Origin of the sequence: Mycolicibacter arupensis (genome assembly GCF_002086515.1) — a bacterium.
Lineage (GTDB): Bacteria > Actinomycetota > Actinomycetes > Mycobacteriales > Mycobacteriaceae > Mycobacterium > Mycobacterium arupense.
In genome coordinates, this window is record NZ_MVHH01000013.1 from 57,561 (window position 1) to 72,089 (window position 14,529).

The following is a 14,529-nucleotide window of genomic DNA, read 5'->3' on the forward strand; positions in this document are numbered from 1 at the left end:
TTCACTCTGAGATTGCGTCCAGGGTCGCGAGTTCCGCGAAACGCACAGCCCTGGGCGCAATCTCAGCTCCAACCCGGCGGCGCGTGGCACCCCAGAGCCCGACGCCGATGCCGACGACGGCTCCACCGATACCAACGATCTGCTGCCCCCGCTTGAGGTCGGCGTGCACGCTCATCCCGCCCAGCAGATCGGCCGCATCGGCACCACCGGATGCCAGGAACCAGCCGCGGGTGTCGAGACCGCGCAACGCCGCGTTCAGCAAGAGCCCGCCGATCAGCGCGTCGCGGTACCCCATCGAACGAAGCAGCAGGCGCGCTGAAGGCCCCGGATCGTCCGGCTCGCCCCACAATCGGTTCGCACGTAGCGGATCCACGAGAAACGAGATCCCCGACGCCAGCCGGATACTGCCCGCGATAAACGCCGCACGGTCTTTGATCATGGACCGAACCTACTTCCAGGCGAACACCGGTTGTTCCAAATCGTCGACCCGGTCACCTCGCCCCTCCAGGCACAGCCACCGCACCTGCAACAGCACCGCTCCCGTTGGCGCATGAATCAGGTCATTGCCCAACGGGATCTGCACGACCGGACGCGGGCTCTCGGGAATACCGATGTAGCGTGGCGAATCATCGCGTTGCAGCTGATGCAGTCCCACCCGGTAGACCGCCACCACCTCGGCGGGCGCGGGCCGGAGATCAAGGCGCCCCCCACCCCAGATCACCACCGGGGTGATGACGTATCCCGAACGCGTCGGATAGTCGTCGAGTACACCCAGCACAGCCGACTCGGACAGCCGGACGCCGACCTCTTCGTCCAGCTCACGCAGGGCGGCATCGACAGCGGTTTCACCGGCATCCAGGCGGCCACCGGGTAGCGCCCACTGAGCGGCATGCGAAGTGAGACGAGAGGCTCTGCGGCACAAGAGGAAAGCGGCACCCCCGGCGACATCGACCATGCGGCCGTCAAGACCCGCCTCGGGTATCGGCCGCCCAGCCATCCAGTCATCCACGGGCGCGGGGTCGACCCGGTCCTCGGCGAAGTCGGAGTCCACGATCACCACCGCGACAGCCGCGCGGCGCTTCGACGGGTCGTCGACGGCGCGGCGGTCATGCGCGCTCAGGTGTGCCCGGATCCGTTCGCGCAGCGCCTCGTCATAGCTGATCGTCACCGCTTGACCTTACGACCGGGACGCTGCCGCGACGGCCATCCCTGGCTCAGCCCGCAGCCCACTCCTTGGCACGCTCAACGTCCCCGAGGCCGAACACCGCGAGCTCACCGGGAATCATCCACTCGAGCGCATGCAGTACGTGGGCGACCCACTCCTTGTCAGACACCACGGCGATGCGCTTGAAGGCGGAATGATGCGGCAGCACCGCGCCCAGCCCGAGTTTGATGTCCTCGGCCAGGCCGCCGTGCCCAAAACCCTCGTAGTCGGAGTCGATGATCTCGACGATCCGCACATCGCCGCCCTGCAGACGCTCCTGCAGTGAAGGCTTGATCTCACGGAGTTCGTCACCGCGCAGACGCCCCGAAACGCGAATCCCGGTTACTCCTTGCGGCATATCCGGCAGTAGCTCGATCATGGGAAACCTCCCTTGCAGCCGATGCCGCCACTGTAGTCCGGGTCCGCTGCCTCTTCGGTCCCGTCTTACCCCGCCACGGAAAGGTCAGCCCGCGTTGCGCGCCAGGTTGATGGCGTACTCGCTGACGAAGTGACCCGCGGCGGGTTCACCGGAGCCACAGCTACCGTCGGACTCCCCCACCCGCTTGACCCACAGATAGGCGTCGGCGTGCTGCCCGGCGGTGTCCGCGGTGGGCGGTGTGCCCAAGGCCCGGCCACTGGGGTTGCACCAGCCGTAGGGGTCGCCTTCGGCCGGGCCATTTCCGTTGCGCGAGGTGTCGATGACGTAGTGCGCACCGCCGGTCATCCCGGAGATCTCTTCGCCGTAGCCGATTTCCTCGTCGGTGCTGAAATAGTTGGTGGAGTTCAGGGCGAAGCCCTTCGCGCGGCCCACCCCGGCCTGGTTGAGCCGGTTGGCCATCTCGCCTGCGCTGACCCAGCGCGAGTGGCCGGCGTCGACGTAGACGGCCGTGGCCGGGTTGCGGCCCAGCGTGTCGACGGCGTAGTTGATCAGGTCGAAGCGCTCCTGCCGTGCGTCACCGGAGAGGCAGTCGGCCATGGCCAGCGCGTCGGGTTCGAGAACGATCGCGGCCGGGTTGCCGCCGATCCCGTCGGCGACGCTGTCGATCCAGGCGCGGTAGGACGCCCCGGAGGAGAATCCGCCAGCGGCGTAGCTGCCACAGTCACGGTGTGGGATGGCGTAGAGCACCAGCACCGGCATGGCACCGGCCGCAGCGGCCGCGCCGGTGTGCCGGGCCACCGTCGAGCCGACCGATCCCACGCCGAAGGCCTGGTCCAGCCAGTACGCCTGCGGCGTGTTGGCCACCCGAGCCAGTTCGGCGCTGTCCGGCTGCGCGTTGGAGGCATGCATGGCCTTCGAGATGGGATCGACGTAGAAGGGCCTGCCGGCCAGTGGGTTGTCCCCGTCGGCCTGGGCGGGGGCCGCACCGGACAGGGCTGCCAGGGCAAGGAGCGGGGTGACGCAGCGCGCGACTGCACCAAACAGTGAGGGGGTCACAGGCAAAAATTACCCTACGACCGTCCCAAGGTCACGAGAAGGTCACGGTCAACACCGAACGGCTCAGCCCAGCAGCGCGTCGACAAAGGCGCCGGGCTCGAACGGCGCCAGATCGTCGGGGCCCTCGCCGAGGCCGACCAGTTTGACCGGAACGCCCAGCTCCTGCTGCACCCGGAAGACGATCCCGCCTTTGGCGGTGCCGTCCAGCTTGGTCAGCACCACCCCGGTGATGTCGACGACGTCGGCGAAGACCCGGGCTTGGGCCAGGCCGTTCTGCCCGATGGTGGCGTCGAGGACCAGCAGCACCTCATCGACGGCCGCTCGGCGTTCTACCACGCGCTTGACCTTGCCGAGCTCATCCATCAGCCCCGTCTTGGTGTGCAGCCGTCCCGCGGTGTCGATGACCACCACATCGACACCGTCGGCGATGCCCTTGTCGACAGCGTCGAACGCCACCGAGGCCGGGTCCGCGCCTTCGGCGCCGCGCACCACCTCCGCTCCCACCCGTGCCGCCCAGGTCTGCAGCTGGTCGGCCGCCGCGGCACGGAACGTGTCCGCCGCGCCCAGCACTACCCGGCGCCCATCGGCCACCAGCACCCGGGCCAGTTTGCCGACGGTGGTGGTCTTGCCGGTGCCGTTGACGCCCACCACCAGCAGCACCGACGGGTGGTCGTCATGAGGCAAGGCCCGAATCGACCGCTCCAGTCCGGGTTGCAGCTCGCCGATCAGAACGTCGCGCAGGACCGCACGCGCCTGCGCTTCGGTCTGCACCTGGCCGCCGGCCAGCCGCTCGCGCAGTTGAGCCACCACCGACTCGGTGACCACGGGGCCCAGATCAGCCACCAGCAGGGTGTCCTCGACGTCCTGCCAGGAGTCGTCGTCGAGATCCCCGCCGCCGAGCAGCCCGAGCACGCTGCGTCCCAACGCGTTCTGTGACTTGGCAAGCCGGCCACGCAGCCTGTCCATCCGGCCGGCGATGGGCTCGATGTCCGGCTCAACGGCCTCGGGCGCCGGCGCCGCCGGGGCTTGGGAAAGGACTTCGGCCGGCGTCTCGGGCAGGTCGACGTCGGTGATGGTGCGCCGCGGAGCGTCACGCGGAACGGTGGCGTCGTCGCCGATCACGGGCGCCGCGGGTTCGGACTCCTGCGTCTCGGCCCGACTGAACGCGATACCCGACGAGGCCGTGTAGCCGCCGGAGCGGTCCACGCTCTCGCGTTGCGGCGCAGACAGACTGATCCGGCCCCGCCGATGGCGTACCAGCCCCCAGACCAGCACAGCGATGAGGGCCAGCGCGACAACGACCGCCACGGCGATCACAAGATATTGAGACGACACGACTGTCATTGTGGCAGCAGCAACTTAGCCGGGTTCACGCCTGACTGGAAACGAGCTCCTCGCCCCGGATGCGCTGGGAGATCACCGCGGTGATTCCGTCGCCCTGCATGGTCACCCCGTACAGGGCATCGGCCACTTCCATGGTGGGCTTCTGATGGGTGATCACGATGAGCTGCGAGCGGGCCCGCAGCATTTCGAAGAGGGCCAGCAGTCGGCGCAGGTTGGTGTCATCGAGTGCGGCCTCGACCTCGTCCATGATGTAGAACGGCGACGGGCGGGCCCGGAAGATCGCCACCAGCATCGCGATGGCGGTCAGCGATTTCTCGCCACCGGACAGCAACGACAGCCGCTTGACCTTCTTGCCGGGTGGGCGGGCTTCAACATCGACCCCGGTGGTCAGCATGTCGCTGGGGTCGGTCAGCAGCAGCCTGCCCTCCCCACCGGGGAACAGGGCGGCGAACACCTCGGTGAACTCGCGCTCGACATCGGCGTAGGCGTCGGTGAACACCTGCAGGATTCTCGTGTCGACCTCGGCGACCACATCGAGGAGATCCTTGCGGGCCGCCTTGACGTCTTCGAGCTGCGTCGACAGGAAGTTGTAACGCTCCTCGAGCGCCGCGAACTCCTCGAGAGCCAGCGGGTTGACGCGGCCCAGCTCCGCGAGTTCACGTTCGGCGCGTTTGGCCCGGCGCTCCTGAGTGGCGCGGTCGAATCGCATCGGAGCGGGCGCGGTCACCTGTTCGCCGCGTTCCCGAGCCTGCTCGAATTCGGCCATCTCCAATTCCGTCGGCGGGAGTGCGACGTCGGGACCGTATTCGGCGATCAGGTCTGCCGAACTCATCCCGAACTGTTCGAGCACCGTCTGCTCGAGTTGCTCGATGCGCAGTGCCGCCTGCGCCTTGGCGACCTCGTCGCGGTGCAGCGACTCGGTCAGCGCGCTCAGCCGGGTGCTTAGCGAGTTCACTTCGTCACGGACTGCCACCAGGGCACCGGCCCGCTGCTGGCGTTCACCGGCGAGCCCGTCACGGATTCTGGCCGCCGCGCTCACCACGTGCTGCAGCCGCCGGGCCAGTGCACTGCCGGCGTCGGCCACCGCGGCGGCCGTCGTGGCTGCGCGGGCACGGGCGGCACGGGCCTGCTCAGCCCGGATTCGCGCCTCGCGCTCGGCGGAGGCCGCCCTGCGCAGGGAGTCGGCTTTGCCGCGCACCGCATTGGCGCGTTCCTCGGCGGTACGCACCGCCAGCCTGGCCTCCACCTCGATGCTGCGGGCCGCCTCGGCGGCAGCCGCGATCTGCTGGCGGTCCACCGGATCGGCGGTGGCGGTCGGCTGATCTTCTTCAGCGTTGCGCAGCCGCGCCTCGAGTTCGCCCAGCTCGGTCACGGTCTGAGCCCGGCCGGCCTCCAGCTCATCGCGTTCGCGCAGCCGCCGGCGCCACTCGGCCTCGGCGGCGCGGGCCTCATGCCCCAGCCGGCCCAGCTGCTCGTGGGTGGCGGCGATAGCGGCGTCGGACTCATTGAGCGCGGCCAACGCCTGCTCGGCGACATCCCGGCGCGCGGCCTGCTCGGCCAGCGCACCGGAGAGGGCCGCGCCGAGTTCGCCAACCTGCGTCTCGGCAGCGGCCAGTTCACCGCGGGCCTTGTCGATCTCACTGTTGATCTCCAGGGTGGACGGTTTGCGATCCGAACCACCACTGACCCATCCCGCGCCCACCAGGTCGCCGTCCACCGTGACCGCACGCACCCCGGGCCGCTGGGCCACCAGGTCCAGCGCCGCGGGAAGATCGGCGACCACCGCGACCGCGGACAACATCGCCGTCATCGCGCCACGCAACCGTTCGGGTGCGTCGATCAGGTCCACCGCCCACAGCGCCCCGTCGGGCAGCGTTGCCCGCTGTTCCGGGGCCGGCAGCGGCCAGTCCCCCAGCACGATCGCGGCCCGGCCCCCGTCGCCGGTCTTGAGCGCGTTGAGCGCCGAGCGGGCGGCGCCGGCGTTCTCTGCGGCCAGCGCGTCGGCGGCGGAGCCGAGGACCGCGGCCAGCGCCGACTCGTAGCCTGAGCGCACCTTGACCAGTTTCGCGATCGACCCGAACAGACCGGGCTCGCTGTGGTTGGCGGTGAGCCAGGCGGCGCCGTCTCGGCGTTCCAGTCCCATCGACAACGCCTCGATGCGGGCGTGTAGTGACGCCACCTGCCGCTCGGCGCTTCGCTCTGCCGCCTGCAGTTCGGAAACGCGCTGATCGGCCAGCCGCAACGCCGCGACGGTCCGCTCGTGGTGCTCGTCCAGGCCCACTTCGCCCTGATCGAGCTCGACAACCCGGCCCTGGACCGTCTCGAACTCGGCCTGCGCGGTCTGGGCGCGTGCCGCGGCCTCCTCGATGCGTGTCGACAACTGCCCCACATTGGTGTCGATCGACTCGACCCGCGCCCGAATCGTCTCCACCTGGCCGGTCAGCCGGGCCAGGCCCTCACGCCGGTCGGCTTCGGCCCGGACCGCGGCCAGATGCGCCTTCTCCGCCTCGGTGCTGCGACGCTCGCGTTCGGCCAACTCTGCGCGCGCCGCCTCCAGCCGGATGCCGGCCTCGGCCAGCTCGGCCAGCAACTGCTGCTCGGCCGCCGCCACCTGCTCCGCTTCAGCGTCCAAGGCATCCGGGTCGACTCCGCCGGTGGCGATGGGTTCCTCGTCGAGATGTTGGGCGCGTTCACTGGCGATGCGCACCGTGGCGCTGACCCGCTCGGCGAGCGCCGAGAGTGCGAACCAGGTCTGCTGGGCGGCCTCGGCGCGCTGGGTCAAGCTGGCGACCGCGGACTCGTGGGAGGTCAGTTCCTCGGAGGCCACTGCGAGCCGCTCGGTGATCAGGTCGTGTTCACGGCGCAGTGTCGCCTCGGCGTCGGTGGTGCCGGCGAACTCCGCCTGCCGCGAGACCAGGTCGTCAGCGGTCAACCTCAGCTTGGCGTCGCGCAGGTCGGCCTGGATGGTGGCGGCCCGCCGCGCCACCTCGGCCTGGCGGCCCAGCGGCTTGAGCTGGCGGCGCAGCTCGGTGGTCAGGTCGGTCAGGCGGGCCAGGTTGGCCGCCATCGCGTCCAGCTTGCGGACCGCCTTCTCCTTGCGTTTGCGGTGCTTGAGCACCCCGGCGGCCTCTTCGATGAATGCCCGGCGGTCCTCGGGCCGCGACTCCAGGATCTGCGCCAGCCGGCCCTGACCGACGATGACGTGCATCTCGCGACCGATTCCGGAGTCGCTCAGCAGCTCCTGGACATCCATCAACCGGCAGCTCGCGCCGTTGATCTCGTACTCGCTGGCGCCGTCGCGGAACATTCGCCGGGTGATCGACACCTCGGCGTACTCGATCGGCAGGGCGTTGTCGGAGTTGTCGATGGTGACGGTGACCTCGGCGCGACCGAGCGGGGCACGCGAGGAGGTGCCGGCGAAGATGACGTCTTCCATCTTGCCGCCGCGCAGGGTCTTGGCGCTGTGCTCCCCCATCACCCAGGCCAAGGCGTCGACGACGTTGGACTTACCGGACCCGTTGGGCCCGACGACCGCGGTGATGCCCGGTTCGAAGCGCAGAGTCGTCGGTGCGGCGAAGGACTTGAAGCCCTTCAGCGTCAGACTCTTGAGGTGCACGGGGTGTGAGACTACCGGGCTAGCGTTCGGCGAATCCGTCGATCGGGTCCCCGGCGTCTGCCCAGTCGGCAACCACGGTGTTCACCCGGCCCGGTGTGCCGTCGCTACGGAGCAGTTCCAGCAGCCGCTGGCAGTCCGCGCGCGCCCCCTGCGCAACGACGTGCACACGACCGTCCGGGCGGTTGGCCGCGTAACCGGTCAACCCGAGTTCCAGTGCCCTCGACCGCGTCCACCACCGAAACCCCACGCCTTGGACCTTGCCGTGCACCCAGGCGTTGAGACGAACGTCAGGACTGGTCACCGGGGTCGATCTCGAAGCGGACCTCGGTGCCGGACTTGAGCGTCCGGCCCACGGTGCAGACCTGGTCGACGGCGCGCTGCACGACGGTCAGCAACCTGTGCCGGTCGGCCTCGTCGAGGTCCGACAGGTCCAGTTCCAGGACCTCTTCCAGCAGCGGATAGCGCTCCTGCTCACGATCGGCAAGCCCGGACACCCGAATCGTCGCGGCGTAGTCGTCACCGAGGCGGCGGGACAACGGTGCATCACTGGACATTCCGCTGCACGCCGCCAGTGCGATTTTCAGCAGTTCACCCGGGGTGAAGACGCCCTCGACGTCTTCACTGCCGACCAACACCTGCGCGCCCCTCGAACTGTGGCCCGTGTAGCGCCGGGTACCGGTTCGTTCCACCCACAACTCCGTCATAGCAACATCTTGGCAGCCTCAGGCCTGCCAGCGCCGAACGTGCACTCAGCGCGAGATTGCTGCCTGATTTTCGTCCCCAAGACACGCTCGGCCAGCGACGCCAATGCGCGTAGGCTCAGCTGGACATGCAGGTCGCGATTCCGCTGTTTCCCCGGTTCACCGCGTTGGATGCGGTCGGGCCTTATGAGGTGCTGCAGCGGATCCCCGATATCGATGTGTTCTTCGTCGGACACAGTCGCGGCGAGGTCCGCAGCGACAACGGCATGCTCGGAATGATCTGCGATGCCAGCTTCGATGAGCTGCCGAGACCGGATGTCGTGGTTGTCCCCGGCGGTATCGGGACGCGTGTTCTTCTCGACGACACGGCGTTGCTGGATTGGATCAGCACCGCCCACCACCACAGCCGATTGACCACATCGGTGTGTACCGGAGCGCTCTTGCTGGCCGCTGCCGGACTGTTGGACGGGTTGACCGCGACCACGCATTGGGGGGCCGTCGAGCTCCTGGAGCACCTGGGTGCGCGCTATGTGCACGATCGCGTGGTCGAGCACCTGCCGCAACGAATCATTACCTCGGCGGGGGTTTCCAGCGGCATCGACATGGCATTGCGGCTCGTCGAACTCGTCGCCGGCGCCGAGGCGGCCCAAGCGGTCCAGCTGCAGATCGAATACGACCCCCAGCCTCCGTTCGACTGCGGGTCGCTGTCCAAGGCCGGCGAGGCCATTCGCCGACGCACGACGCACCTTCGGCGCTGATGCGCAGGCCCGATCGGAGACGGGGGACGATTCATGGCGACCGTTGTCGCGTTCCATGCCCACCCGGACGACGAGGTGGTATTGACCGGCGGGACGCTGGCGCGGGCCGCCGCCGAAGGACATCGGGTGGTCGTGGTGGCAGCGACCGATGGGCGCGTCAGCAACGACGACGTTGACCGCCTATCCGAATTGCGTTCGAGTGCAAGAATTCTCGGCGCACATCGGGTCGAGTGCCTGGGGTATGCAGACAGTGGTTTCGGACCGGAGTTTCCTGCCGACCCGCCGGGCCGGGTCAGGTTCGCCCGGGCCGGCATCGCGGAGGCCGCCGGGCGACTGGCGGCAATTCTGCGTGAGGAGGACGCGGATCTGCTGCTGAGCTATCAGCCTAACGGCGGATACGGCCACCGCGATCACGTGCGGGTTCATCAGGTCGGGAAACGGGCCGCGCAGATGGCGGCCACCCCACGCGTCCTCGAAGCGACGATGCCCCGGGAGATGTTGACCTGGATCGCCCATGCGGCGCACGCGCTGCGATTGCCGGCGCCCTATGGGCGTGACGTGGTCCGCACCGCTTATTCGCCAGGGGCCAGCATCACCCACCGGATCAACGTATTCGGGTATGCCCGGCAGAAGCGGGACGCCCTTGCCGCCCACCGCTCCCAGATCAGCGCCAGCGCCGCCGGGGAGCGCCTGTTCGGCGCACTCATGCGGCTTCCGCCGCAAGTGGCCGGTCTGATGCTGGGCCGGGAATGGTTCGTGGATCCGGCACTGCCACCGGGCCGGGTGTATCGCGACATCTTCGGCTGAGAACCCGAAGCGGCTCGTCTTATCAGCGTTGGCAATTCGGGCAGTAGTACGACGACCGATTCATGAACTTCGCCCTGCGGATCGGCGTCCCGCAGCGCCGGCACGGCTTGTCTTCGCGGCCGTAGGCGTCCAGCGACCTACTGAAGTAACCGGACTCACCGTTGACGTTGACATACAGCGAGTCGAATGAGGTCCCCCCGGCGGCCAGCGCGTCGTTCATCACGTCGGCGGCCGCTCCCAGCAACGCCCGCAACCGCGGCCGAGACAGTTTGTCGGCCGTTCGCGTGCCCCGAATGCCGGCCCGCCACAACGCTTCGTCTGCGTAAATGTTGCCGATCCCCGACACCACCGTCTGGTCGAGCAGCTGACGTTTGATCTCGGAGTGCTTGCGGCGCAGCACCTCAACCACCGATTCGGCATCGAAGCGCGGATCCAGCGGATCGCGAGCGAGGTGCGCCACGGGCAGCGGCAGCACGGCACCGTCCACCTCGACCAGGTCGGTGAGCTGCCACCCCCCGAAGGTCCGCTGGTCGACGAAGCTGACTTTTGTCCCGTCGTCGAGTAAGGCGGCGATGCGCAGATGCCGGGTGTCGGCCAGCTCCCCCAACAGCATCTGACCGCTCATCCCCAGGTGAACCACCAGCGCCTCGTCGGCCGCGGGACCGTGCAGCAACAGCCACAGGTATTTGCCGCGCCGATCGGTACCCGCGATCGTGGCGCCCAGTAGGCGACCGGTCAGGTCGGCGGGGCCGGCCTCGTGCCGGCGTACCGCACGCGGGTGGTGCACGCGCACCGCGGTGATCGTGCGACCGACCAGGTGTCTGTCCAGGCCACGCCGAACCACCTCAACCTCGGGAAGCTCAGGCATGGTCAGGCCTGCGGACCTAGAGCCTCCAGCGCCTGCCAGGCTGCCGCCGCCGCCTTCTGCTCGGCTTCTTTCTTGGTCCGGCCGACGCCTGCGCCGTAAGCGGTGTCTGCCACCACAGCCGTCGCGGTGAACTCGCGGTCGTGGTCGGGACCGGTGGAGCTGACCTGATAGGACGGCACGCCCAGGCCCCGAGCAGCGGTCAGCTCCTGCAGGCTCGTCTTCCAGTCCAGGCCCGCGCCGAGCGTCGCCACGGTGTCGAGCAGCGGACCGAACAGCCGCAGGATGACGTGTCGGGCGGTGTCGATTCCGTGCTGCAGGTAGACCGCGCCCAGCAGAGATTCCATGCCGTCGGCCAGGATGCTGGACTTGTCCGCGCCGCCGGTGTTCTCCTCGCCCCTGCCGAGCAGCAGATGGGCCCCCAGCCCGTCCGCGGTCAGCCCTCGTGCCACGTCGGCGAGCGCCGAGGTGTTGACCACGCTGGAGCGCAGCTTGGCGAGGTCGCCTTCGGGCCGGTCCGGGTGGCGATGGAAGAGCTCGTCGGTGATCGTCAGACCCAATACGGCATCGCCGAGGAACTCCAGCCGCTCGTTGGTGGGTAGGCCGCCATGCTCGTAGGCGTAGCTGCGGTGGGTGACGGCCAGCGTGAGCAGCTCATCGGGAAGATCCACGCCCAGCGCATCGAGCAGGGCCTGCCGCGGACGGCTCACCGCTCACCGTCGTCGCTGCGCCCGCTGTCCTCCTGGGCGGGGAGCATACCCGCCAGCTTGGCCCAGCGAGGGTCGATCTTGTCGTGGTGATGGCCGGGTTCGGCGGCGGCCAGCACTACCCCGCAGTCCGGGCACAGCCCCGGGCAGTCGGGGTCGCACAGCGGGGACAACGGCAACGCCAGTCCGACCGCGTCGACGATGGCCTGTTCGAGGTCCACGGCGTCGTCGACGACACGGCCCATGTCGTCTTCGTCGGTGGTGGCATCGGTGGTGCTGTCGGGGTAGGCGAACAGTTCGGTCAGCTCGACCTCGATGTCACCGGTCACCGGTTGCAGGCAGCGCGCGCATTCGCCGGCGGTGGGCGCCCAGACCATGCCGGTGACCAGAACTCCCTCGGAGACCGATTCCACCCGCAGATCCAGCTCCACTGCGGCGTCCGCGGGAATGGCAACCAGGTCGAGCCCGATCCGGTCAGGGTTGATGCGCTGTTCACGCACCGGCATCAGGGCCCCGGGCCGCCGTCCGAGCCGGGAGACGTTGATCACGAACGGCGCAGGCAGCTTTCGCCGCGCTGCCTTCATACCTGCGCCGGGGTGCCTTGCCATGCCGCGATTCTACGCAGCGTGTCAGGTGGCGTTCGCCGGTCAGCGAGTTGCGTAGTCGTGAGTGCCCGCGGCGGTGCGCAGTTGGTGACGGCCACGGTTGATCGAGCGCAGCGTGCCGTTGAGGAAGTCCTCGAACTCGGCCAGCTTGGCGTCGACGTAGATGTCGCATTCGCCGCGCATCCGGTCGGCCTCGGCGTGCGCCGAGTCGATGAGGCGGGTGGATTCGGCACGTGCGGAAGTCACGACCTCGTTCTGCGAGACCAGCCGCTGCTGTTCCTTGATGCCCTCTTGCACGGCCTTCTCGTAGGCAGCGTTGCCGTTCTCGACCAACCGGTCGCATTCGGCCTGCGCGCGGCTGGTGGCGGTCTCGAACTCACGCTTGGCGGTGGCGCTCAGCCGAGCCGCTTCCTCGCGGGCTTCGGTGACCATCCGCTCGCTGTGTCCACGCGCTTCGGCGACCATGCGGTCGGCCTGCCCCTTGGCGTCGGCCAGCAGGCGGTCGGCCTCGGCGCGTGCATGGCTGACCAGCGAGTCCGCTTCGGCGGTGGCCGCGCCGACCATGGACTCCGCGTGCTCCTTGGCCTCGTTGAGCACCGAGTCGCGGGCGTCGAGCACGTCCTGGGCGTCGTCCATTTCGCCGGGGATGGCGTCGCGGATGTCGTCGATCAACTCCAGGACGTCACCGCGGGGCACCACACAACCTGCCGTCATCGGCACGCCACGGGCCTCTTCGACAATGGATCCCAGCTCGTCAAGGGCTTCGAACACTCGGTACACGGCAGCACCCTCCAGACATCGTTGTTGTTACTAGTGTGCCCTGTGTTACGTGTGTGACTGTGTTAGTCGCCCGGTGTGTCGGATTCTCGTCCAGGTCACCGGTAGCCTGACCGGTTGAAGTCGGCGATCGGCGAAGGGCGGCCATGACACACGGTTCCGCGGGTATTGCGACATCGGGGCAGGTCCAGCCGGGCTACCCGCACCAGTCCGGCAGCCATCAGGCCGGCGACATCGGCCGACTGCTGCTGCGCTGCCCGGACAGTCACGGCATCATCGCCGCGGTCAGTGCGTTTCTGGCCGACGCGGGAGCCAACATCATCTCGCTCGATCAGCATTCGACGGCGCCCGAGGACGGGACCTTCGTGCAACGGGCGATCTTCCACCTGCCCGGGCTGCCGGCCGCCCTCGACGGACTGCAAGAACAGTTCGGTGCCACGGTGGCGCAGCGGTTCACCATGGACTACCGATTCACCGAGGCGGCCAAGCCCAAGCGGGTGGCGATCATGGCCTCCAAGACGGACCACTGCCTGCTGGATCTGCTGTGGCGCAACCGCCGCGGCGAGCTGGAGATGAACGTGGTGATGGTGATCTCCAACCACCCGGAATTGGCAGAGCAGGTGCGCCCATTCGGAGTGCCTTTCTTCCATATTCCGGCAACCCGCGACATCCGCGCCGAGGCCGAGCAGCGTCAGCTCCAATTGCTCTGCGGCAACGTGGATCTGGTGGTGCTGGCCCGCTACATGCAGATCATCACCGGCGACTTCATCGAGGCGGTGGGGTGCCCGCTGATCAACATCCATCACTCGTTCCTGCCGGCCTTCATCGGTGCGGCGCCGTATCAGCGGGCGCGAGAGCGCGGCGTGAAACTGATCGGAGCCACCGCGCACTACGTCACCGACGTGCTCGACGAGGGGCCGATCATCGAACAAGACGTGGTGCGGGTGGACCACACCCACAGCGTCACCGATCTGGTGCGCTTGGGCGCCGACGTGGAGCGCGCGGTGCTGTCCCGGGCGGTGCAGTGGCATTGCCAGGACCGTGTCCTGCGGGTGGGCAACGAAACCGTGGTGCTCTAAGCCAGTCGCCCGGTTGACAGCTGTCACGTACGGTGTTGCGCATGCTCATGGAAGACCTGTTTCCCGTCGTGCCGACGACCACCGCCGACGCCCTTGAGATCTTCGATGCCGCAGACCCGGTGGACCCGGAATTCATGTTCGGCACCTGGCACGGCGCCGAACTGCCCACCGGTCACCCACTGGACGGCCTGCTGGCTGCCACCGGCTGGTGGGGCAAGCAGTTCGTGGACGCCGAGACGGTGCATCCCCTGCTCTTCCCCACCCGCGACGGATCGGCACTGTGGGCGTTCAACCCGGTGCTGGCCTTCAGCGTCCTCGGACCCGCGACCAAGCTTCCCGCGCTGAAGAAGCGCTCGTTTCTCGGACAGCTCAATACGCTGCAACCACTGCTGCGAACCCGCTCCCCCAGGGCCCGCCTGCGCACCACCCGGTACCGCGGAGTCGACAGCGCCACCATGGTCTACGACCAGGCACCGGTCAACGACGTCTTTCGCCGGCTCACCGATGACGCGGTGATCGGCGCGATGGACCTGCGGGGTTCGACATGGCCGTACTTCTTTGTGCTGTACCGCGATGAATCACTGAAACTTATCTGACGGCAATCGATTTCGGCGCCTCAACGCCAATGCCG

At 68.4% G+C, this 14,529-nt stretch carries 16 protein-coding genes; 4 read left to right on the forward strand and 12 right to left on the reverse strand.

Features of this window, described 5'->3' with window-relative positions:
• Position 1: 1 nt before the first annotated feature.
• From BST15_RS08890 to BST15_RS08925, 8 genes are all read right to left on the reverse strand, one after another.
• Entirely contained in the window at positions 2–439 is a 438-nt protein-coding gene (locus tag BST15_RS08890) for a DUF4267 domain-containing protein (RefSeq protein WP_046191207.1), read from the reverse strand.
• Between the two features lie 9 nt (positions 440–448).
• A complete protein-coding gene (locus tag BST15_RS08895; protein WP_046191206.1) occupies positions 449–1,168 on the reverse strand; it encodes an NUDIX hydrolase in 720 nt (239 codons plus the stop codon).
• 46 nt (positions 1,169–1,214) lie between these two features.
• Positions 1,215–1,583, reverse strand: coding sequence for a SpoIIAA family protein (locus BST15_RS08900; protein WP_046191205.1), 369 nt, complete (start codon positions 1,581–1,583; stop codon positions 1,215–1,217).
• Positions 1,584–1,667: 84 nt separating this feature from the next.
• A complete protein-coding gene (locus BST15_RS08905; RefSeq protein WP_046191204.1) occupies positions 1,668–2,645 on the reverse strand; it encodes a glycoside hydrolase family 6 protein in 978 nt (325 codons plus the stop codon).
• 57 nt (positions 2,646–2,702) lie between these two features.
• Positions 2,703–3,974 carry a signal recognition particle-docking protein FtsY gene (gene ftsY, locus BST15_RS08910; protein WP_234708271.1) on the reverse strand — a complete coding sequence of 424 codons (1,272 nt, stop codon included), beginning with the start codon at positions 3,972–3,974 and terminating at the stop codon, positions 2,703–2,705.
• A 34-nt stretch (positions 3,975–4,008) separates the two neighbouring features.
• On the reverse strand, positions 4,009–7,599 hold the full coding sequence (smc, locus tag BST15_RS08915) for a chromosome segregation protein SMC (RefSeq protein WP_046686408.1): 3,591 nt from the start codon (positions 7,597–7,599) through the stop codon (positions 4,009–4,011).
• A 19-nt stretch (positions 7,600–7,618) separates the two neighbouring features.
• Entirely contained in the window at positions 7,619–7,900 is a 282-nt protein-coding gene (locus BST15_RS08920; RefSeq protein ID WP_046189444.1) for an acylphosphatase, read from the reverse strand.
• Positions 7,887–8,303 (reverse strand): OsmC family protein, encoded by a 417-nt coding sequence (locus BST15_RS08925; protein ID WP_046189445.1) that lies wholly within the window; start codon positions 8,301–8,303, stop codon positions 7,887–7,889. The genes BST15_RS08920 and BST15_RS08925 overlap by 14 nt, the downstream gene beginning before the upstream one ends.
• A 125-nt stretch (positions 8,304–8,428) precedes the next feature.
• Between BST15_RS08925 and BST15_RS08930 the strand changes: the two genes are divergently transcribed.
• Both BST15_RS08930 and BST15_RS08935 read left to right on the forward strand, forming a co-directional pair.
• On the forward strand, positions 8,429–9,058 hold the full coding sequence (locus tag BST15_RS08930) for a DJ-1/PfpI family protein (protein ID WP_046189446.1): 630 nt from the start codon (positions 8,429–8,431) through the stop codon (positions 9,056–9,058).
• 33 nt (positions 9,059–9,091) lie between these two features.
• Positions 9,092–9,865: a PIG-L deacetylase family protein gene (locus BST15_RS08935; RefSeq protein WP_046189447.1), complete on the forward strand. Its 774-nt coding sequence runs from the start codon at positions 9,092–9,094 to the stop codon at positions 9,863–9,865.
• Positions 9,866–9,887: 22 nt separating this feature from the next.
• Here the strand turns inward: BST15_RS08935 and mutM are convergent, their stop codons facing one another.
• From mutM to sepIVA, 4 genes are read right to left on the reverse strand one after another with little or no spacing between them, the layout of a single operon-like run.
• On the reverse strand, positions 9,888–10,733 hold the full coding sequence (gene mutM, locus BST15_RS08940; RefSeq protein WP_046189448.1) for a bifunctional DNA-formamidopyrimidine glycosylase/DNA-(apurinic or apyrimidinic site) lyase: 846 nt from the start codon (positions 10,731–10,733) through the stop codon (positions 9,888–9,890).
• Between the two features lie 2 nt (positions 10,734–10,735).
• The gene (gene rnc / locus BST15_RS08945) at positions 10,736–11,440 is read right to left on the reverse strand and encodes a ribonuclease III (RefSeq protein ID WP_046189449.1); all 705 of its coding nucleotides are present in this window, start codon (positions 11,438–11,440) and stop codon (positions 10,736–10,738) included.
• Positions 11,437–12,045, reverse strand: a complete 609-nt coding sequence (locus BST15_RS08950) for a YceD family protein (protein ID WP_234708270.1) — start codon at positions 12,043–12,045, stop codon at positions 11,437–11,439. The genes rnc and BST15_RS08950 overlap by 4 nt, the downstream gene beginning before the upstream one ends.
• 39 nt (positions 12,046–12,084) lie before the next feature.
• The gene (gene sepIVA, locus BST15_RS08955) at positions 12,085–12,822 is read right to left on the reverse strand and encodes a cell division protein SepIVA (protein WP_046189451.1); all 738 of its coding nucleotides are present in this window, start codon (positions 12,820–12,822) and stop codon (positions 12,085–12,087) included.
• A 143-nt stretch (positions 12,823–12,965) separates the two neighbouring features.
• Here sepIVA and purU point away from each other — a divergent pair, with 143 nt between their 5' ends.
• Complete coding sequence (purU, locus tag BST15_RS08960) at positions 12,966–13,898, forward strand: formyltetrahydrofolate deformylase (RefSeq protein WP_234708269.1); 933 nt, start codon at positions 12,966–12,968, stop codon at positions 13,896–13,898.
• Positions 13,899–13,939: 41 nt separating this feature from the next.
• Positions 13,940–14,494, forward strand: a complete 555-nt coding sequence (locus tag BST15_RS08965; RefSeq protein WP_046189452.1) for a DUF4334 domain-containing protein — start codon at positions 13,940–13,942, stop codon at positions 14,492–14,494.
• Positions 14,495–14,529 lie beyond the last annotated feature (35 nt).

Excerpts from the sequence above, each read along its gene's own strand:
- BST15_RS08935 (WP_046189447.1), top strand. The coding sequence starts at position 9,092 with ATGGCGACCGTTGTCGCGTTCCATGCCCACCCGGACGACGAGGTGGTA.
- BST15_RS08900 (WP_046191205.1), bottom strand. The coding sequence starts at position 1,583 with ATGATCGAGCTACTGCCGGATATGCCGCAAGGAGTAACCGGGATTCGC.
- purU (WP_234708269.1), top strand. The coding sequence starts at position 12,966 with ATGACACACGGTTCCGCGGGTATTGCGACATCGGGGCAGGTCCAGCCG.
- BST15_RS08965 (WP_046189452.1), top strand. The coding sequence starts at position 13,940 with ATGCTCATGGAAGACCTGTTTCCCGTCGTGCCGACGACCACCGCCGAC.
- BST15_RS08930 (WP_046189446.1), top strand. The coding sequence starts at position 8,429 with ATGCAGGTCGCGATTCCGCTGTTTCCCCGGTTCACCGCGTTGGATGCG.
- mutM (WP_046189448.1), bottom strand. The coding sequence starts at position 10,733 with ATGCCTGAGCTTCCCGAGGTTGAGGTGGTTCGGCGTGGCCTGGACAGA.
- BST15_RS08950 (WP_234708270.1), bottom strand. The coding sequence starts at position 12,045 with ATGGCAAGGCACCCCGGCGCAGGTATGAAGGCAGCGCGGCGAAAGCTG.
- BST15_RS08890 (WP_046191207.1), bottom strand. The coding sequence starts at position 439 with ATGATCAAAGACCGTGCGGCGTTTATCGCGGGCAGTATCCGGCTGGCG.
- BST15_RS08925 (WP_046189445.1), bottom strand. The coding sequence starts at position 8,303 with ATGACGGAGTTGTGGGTGGAACGAACCGGTACCCGGCGCTACACGGGC.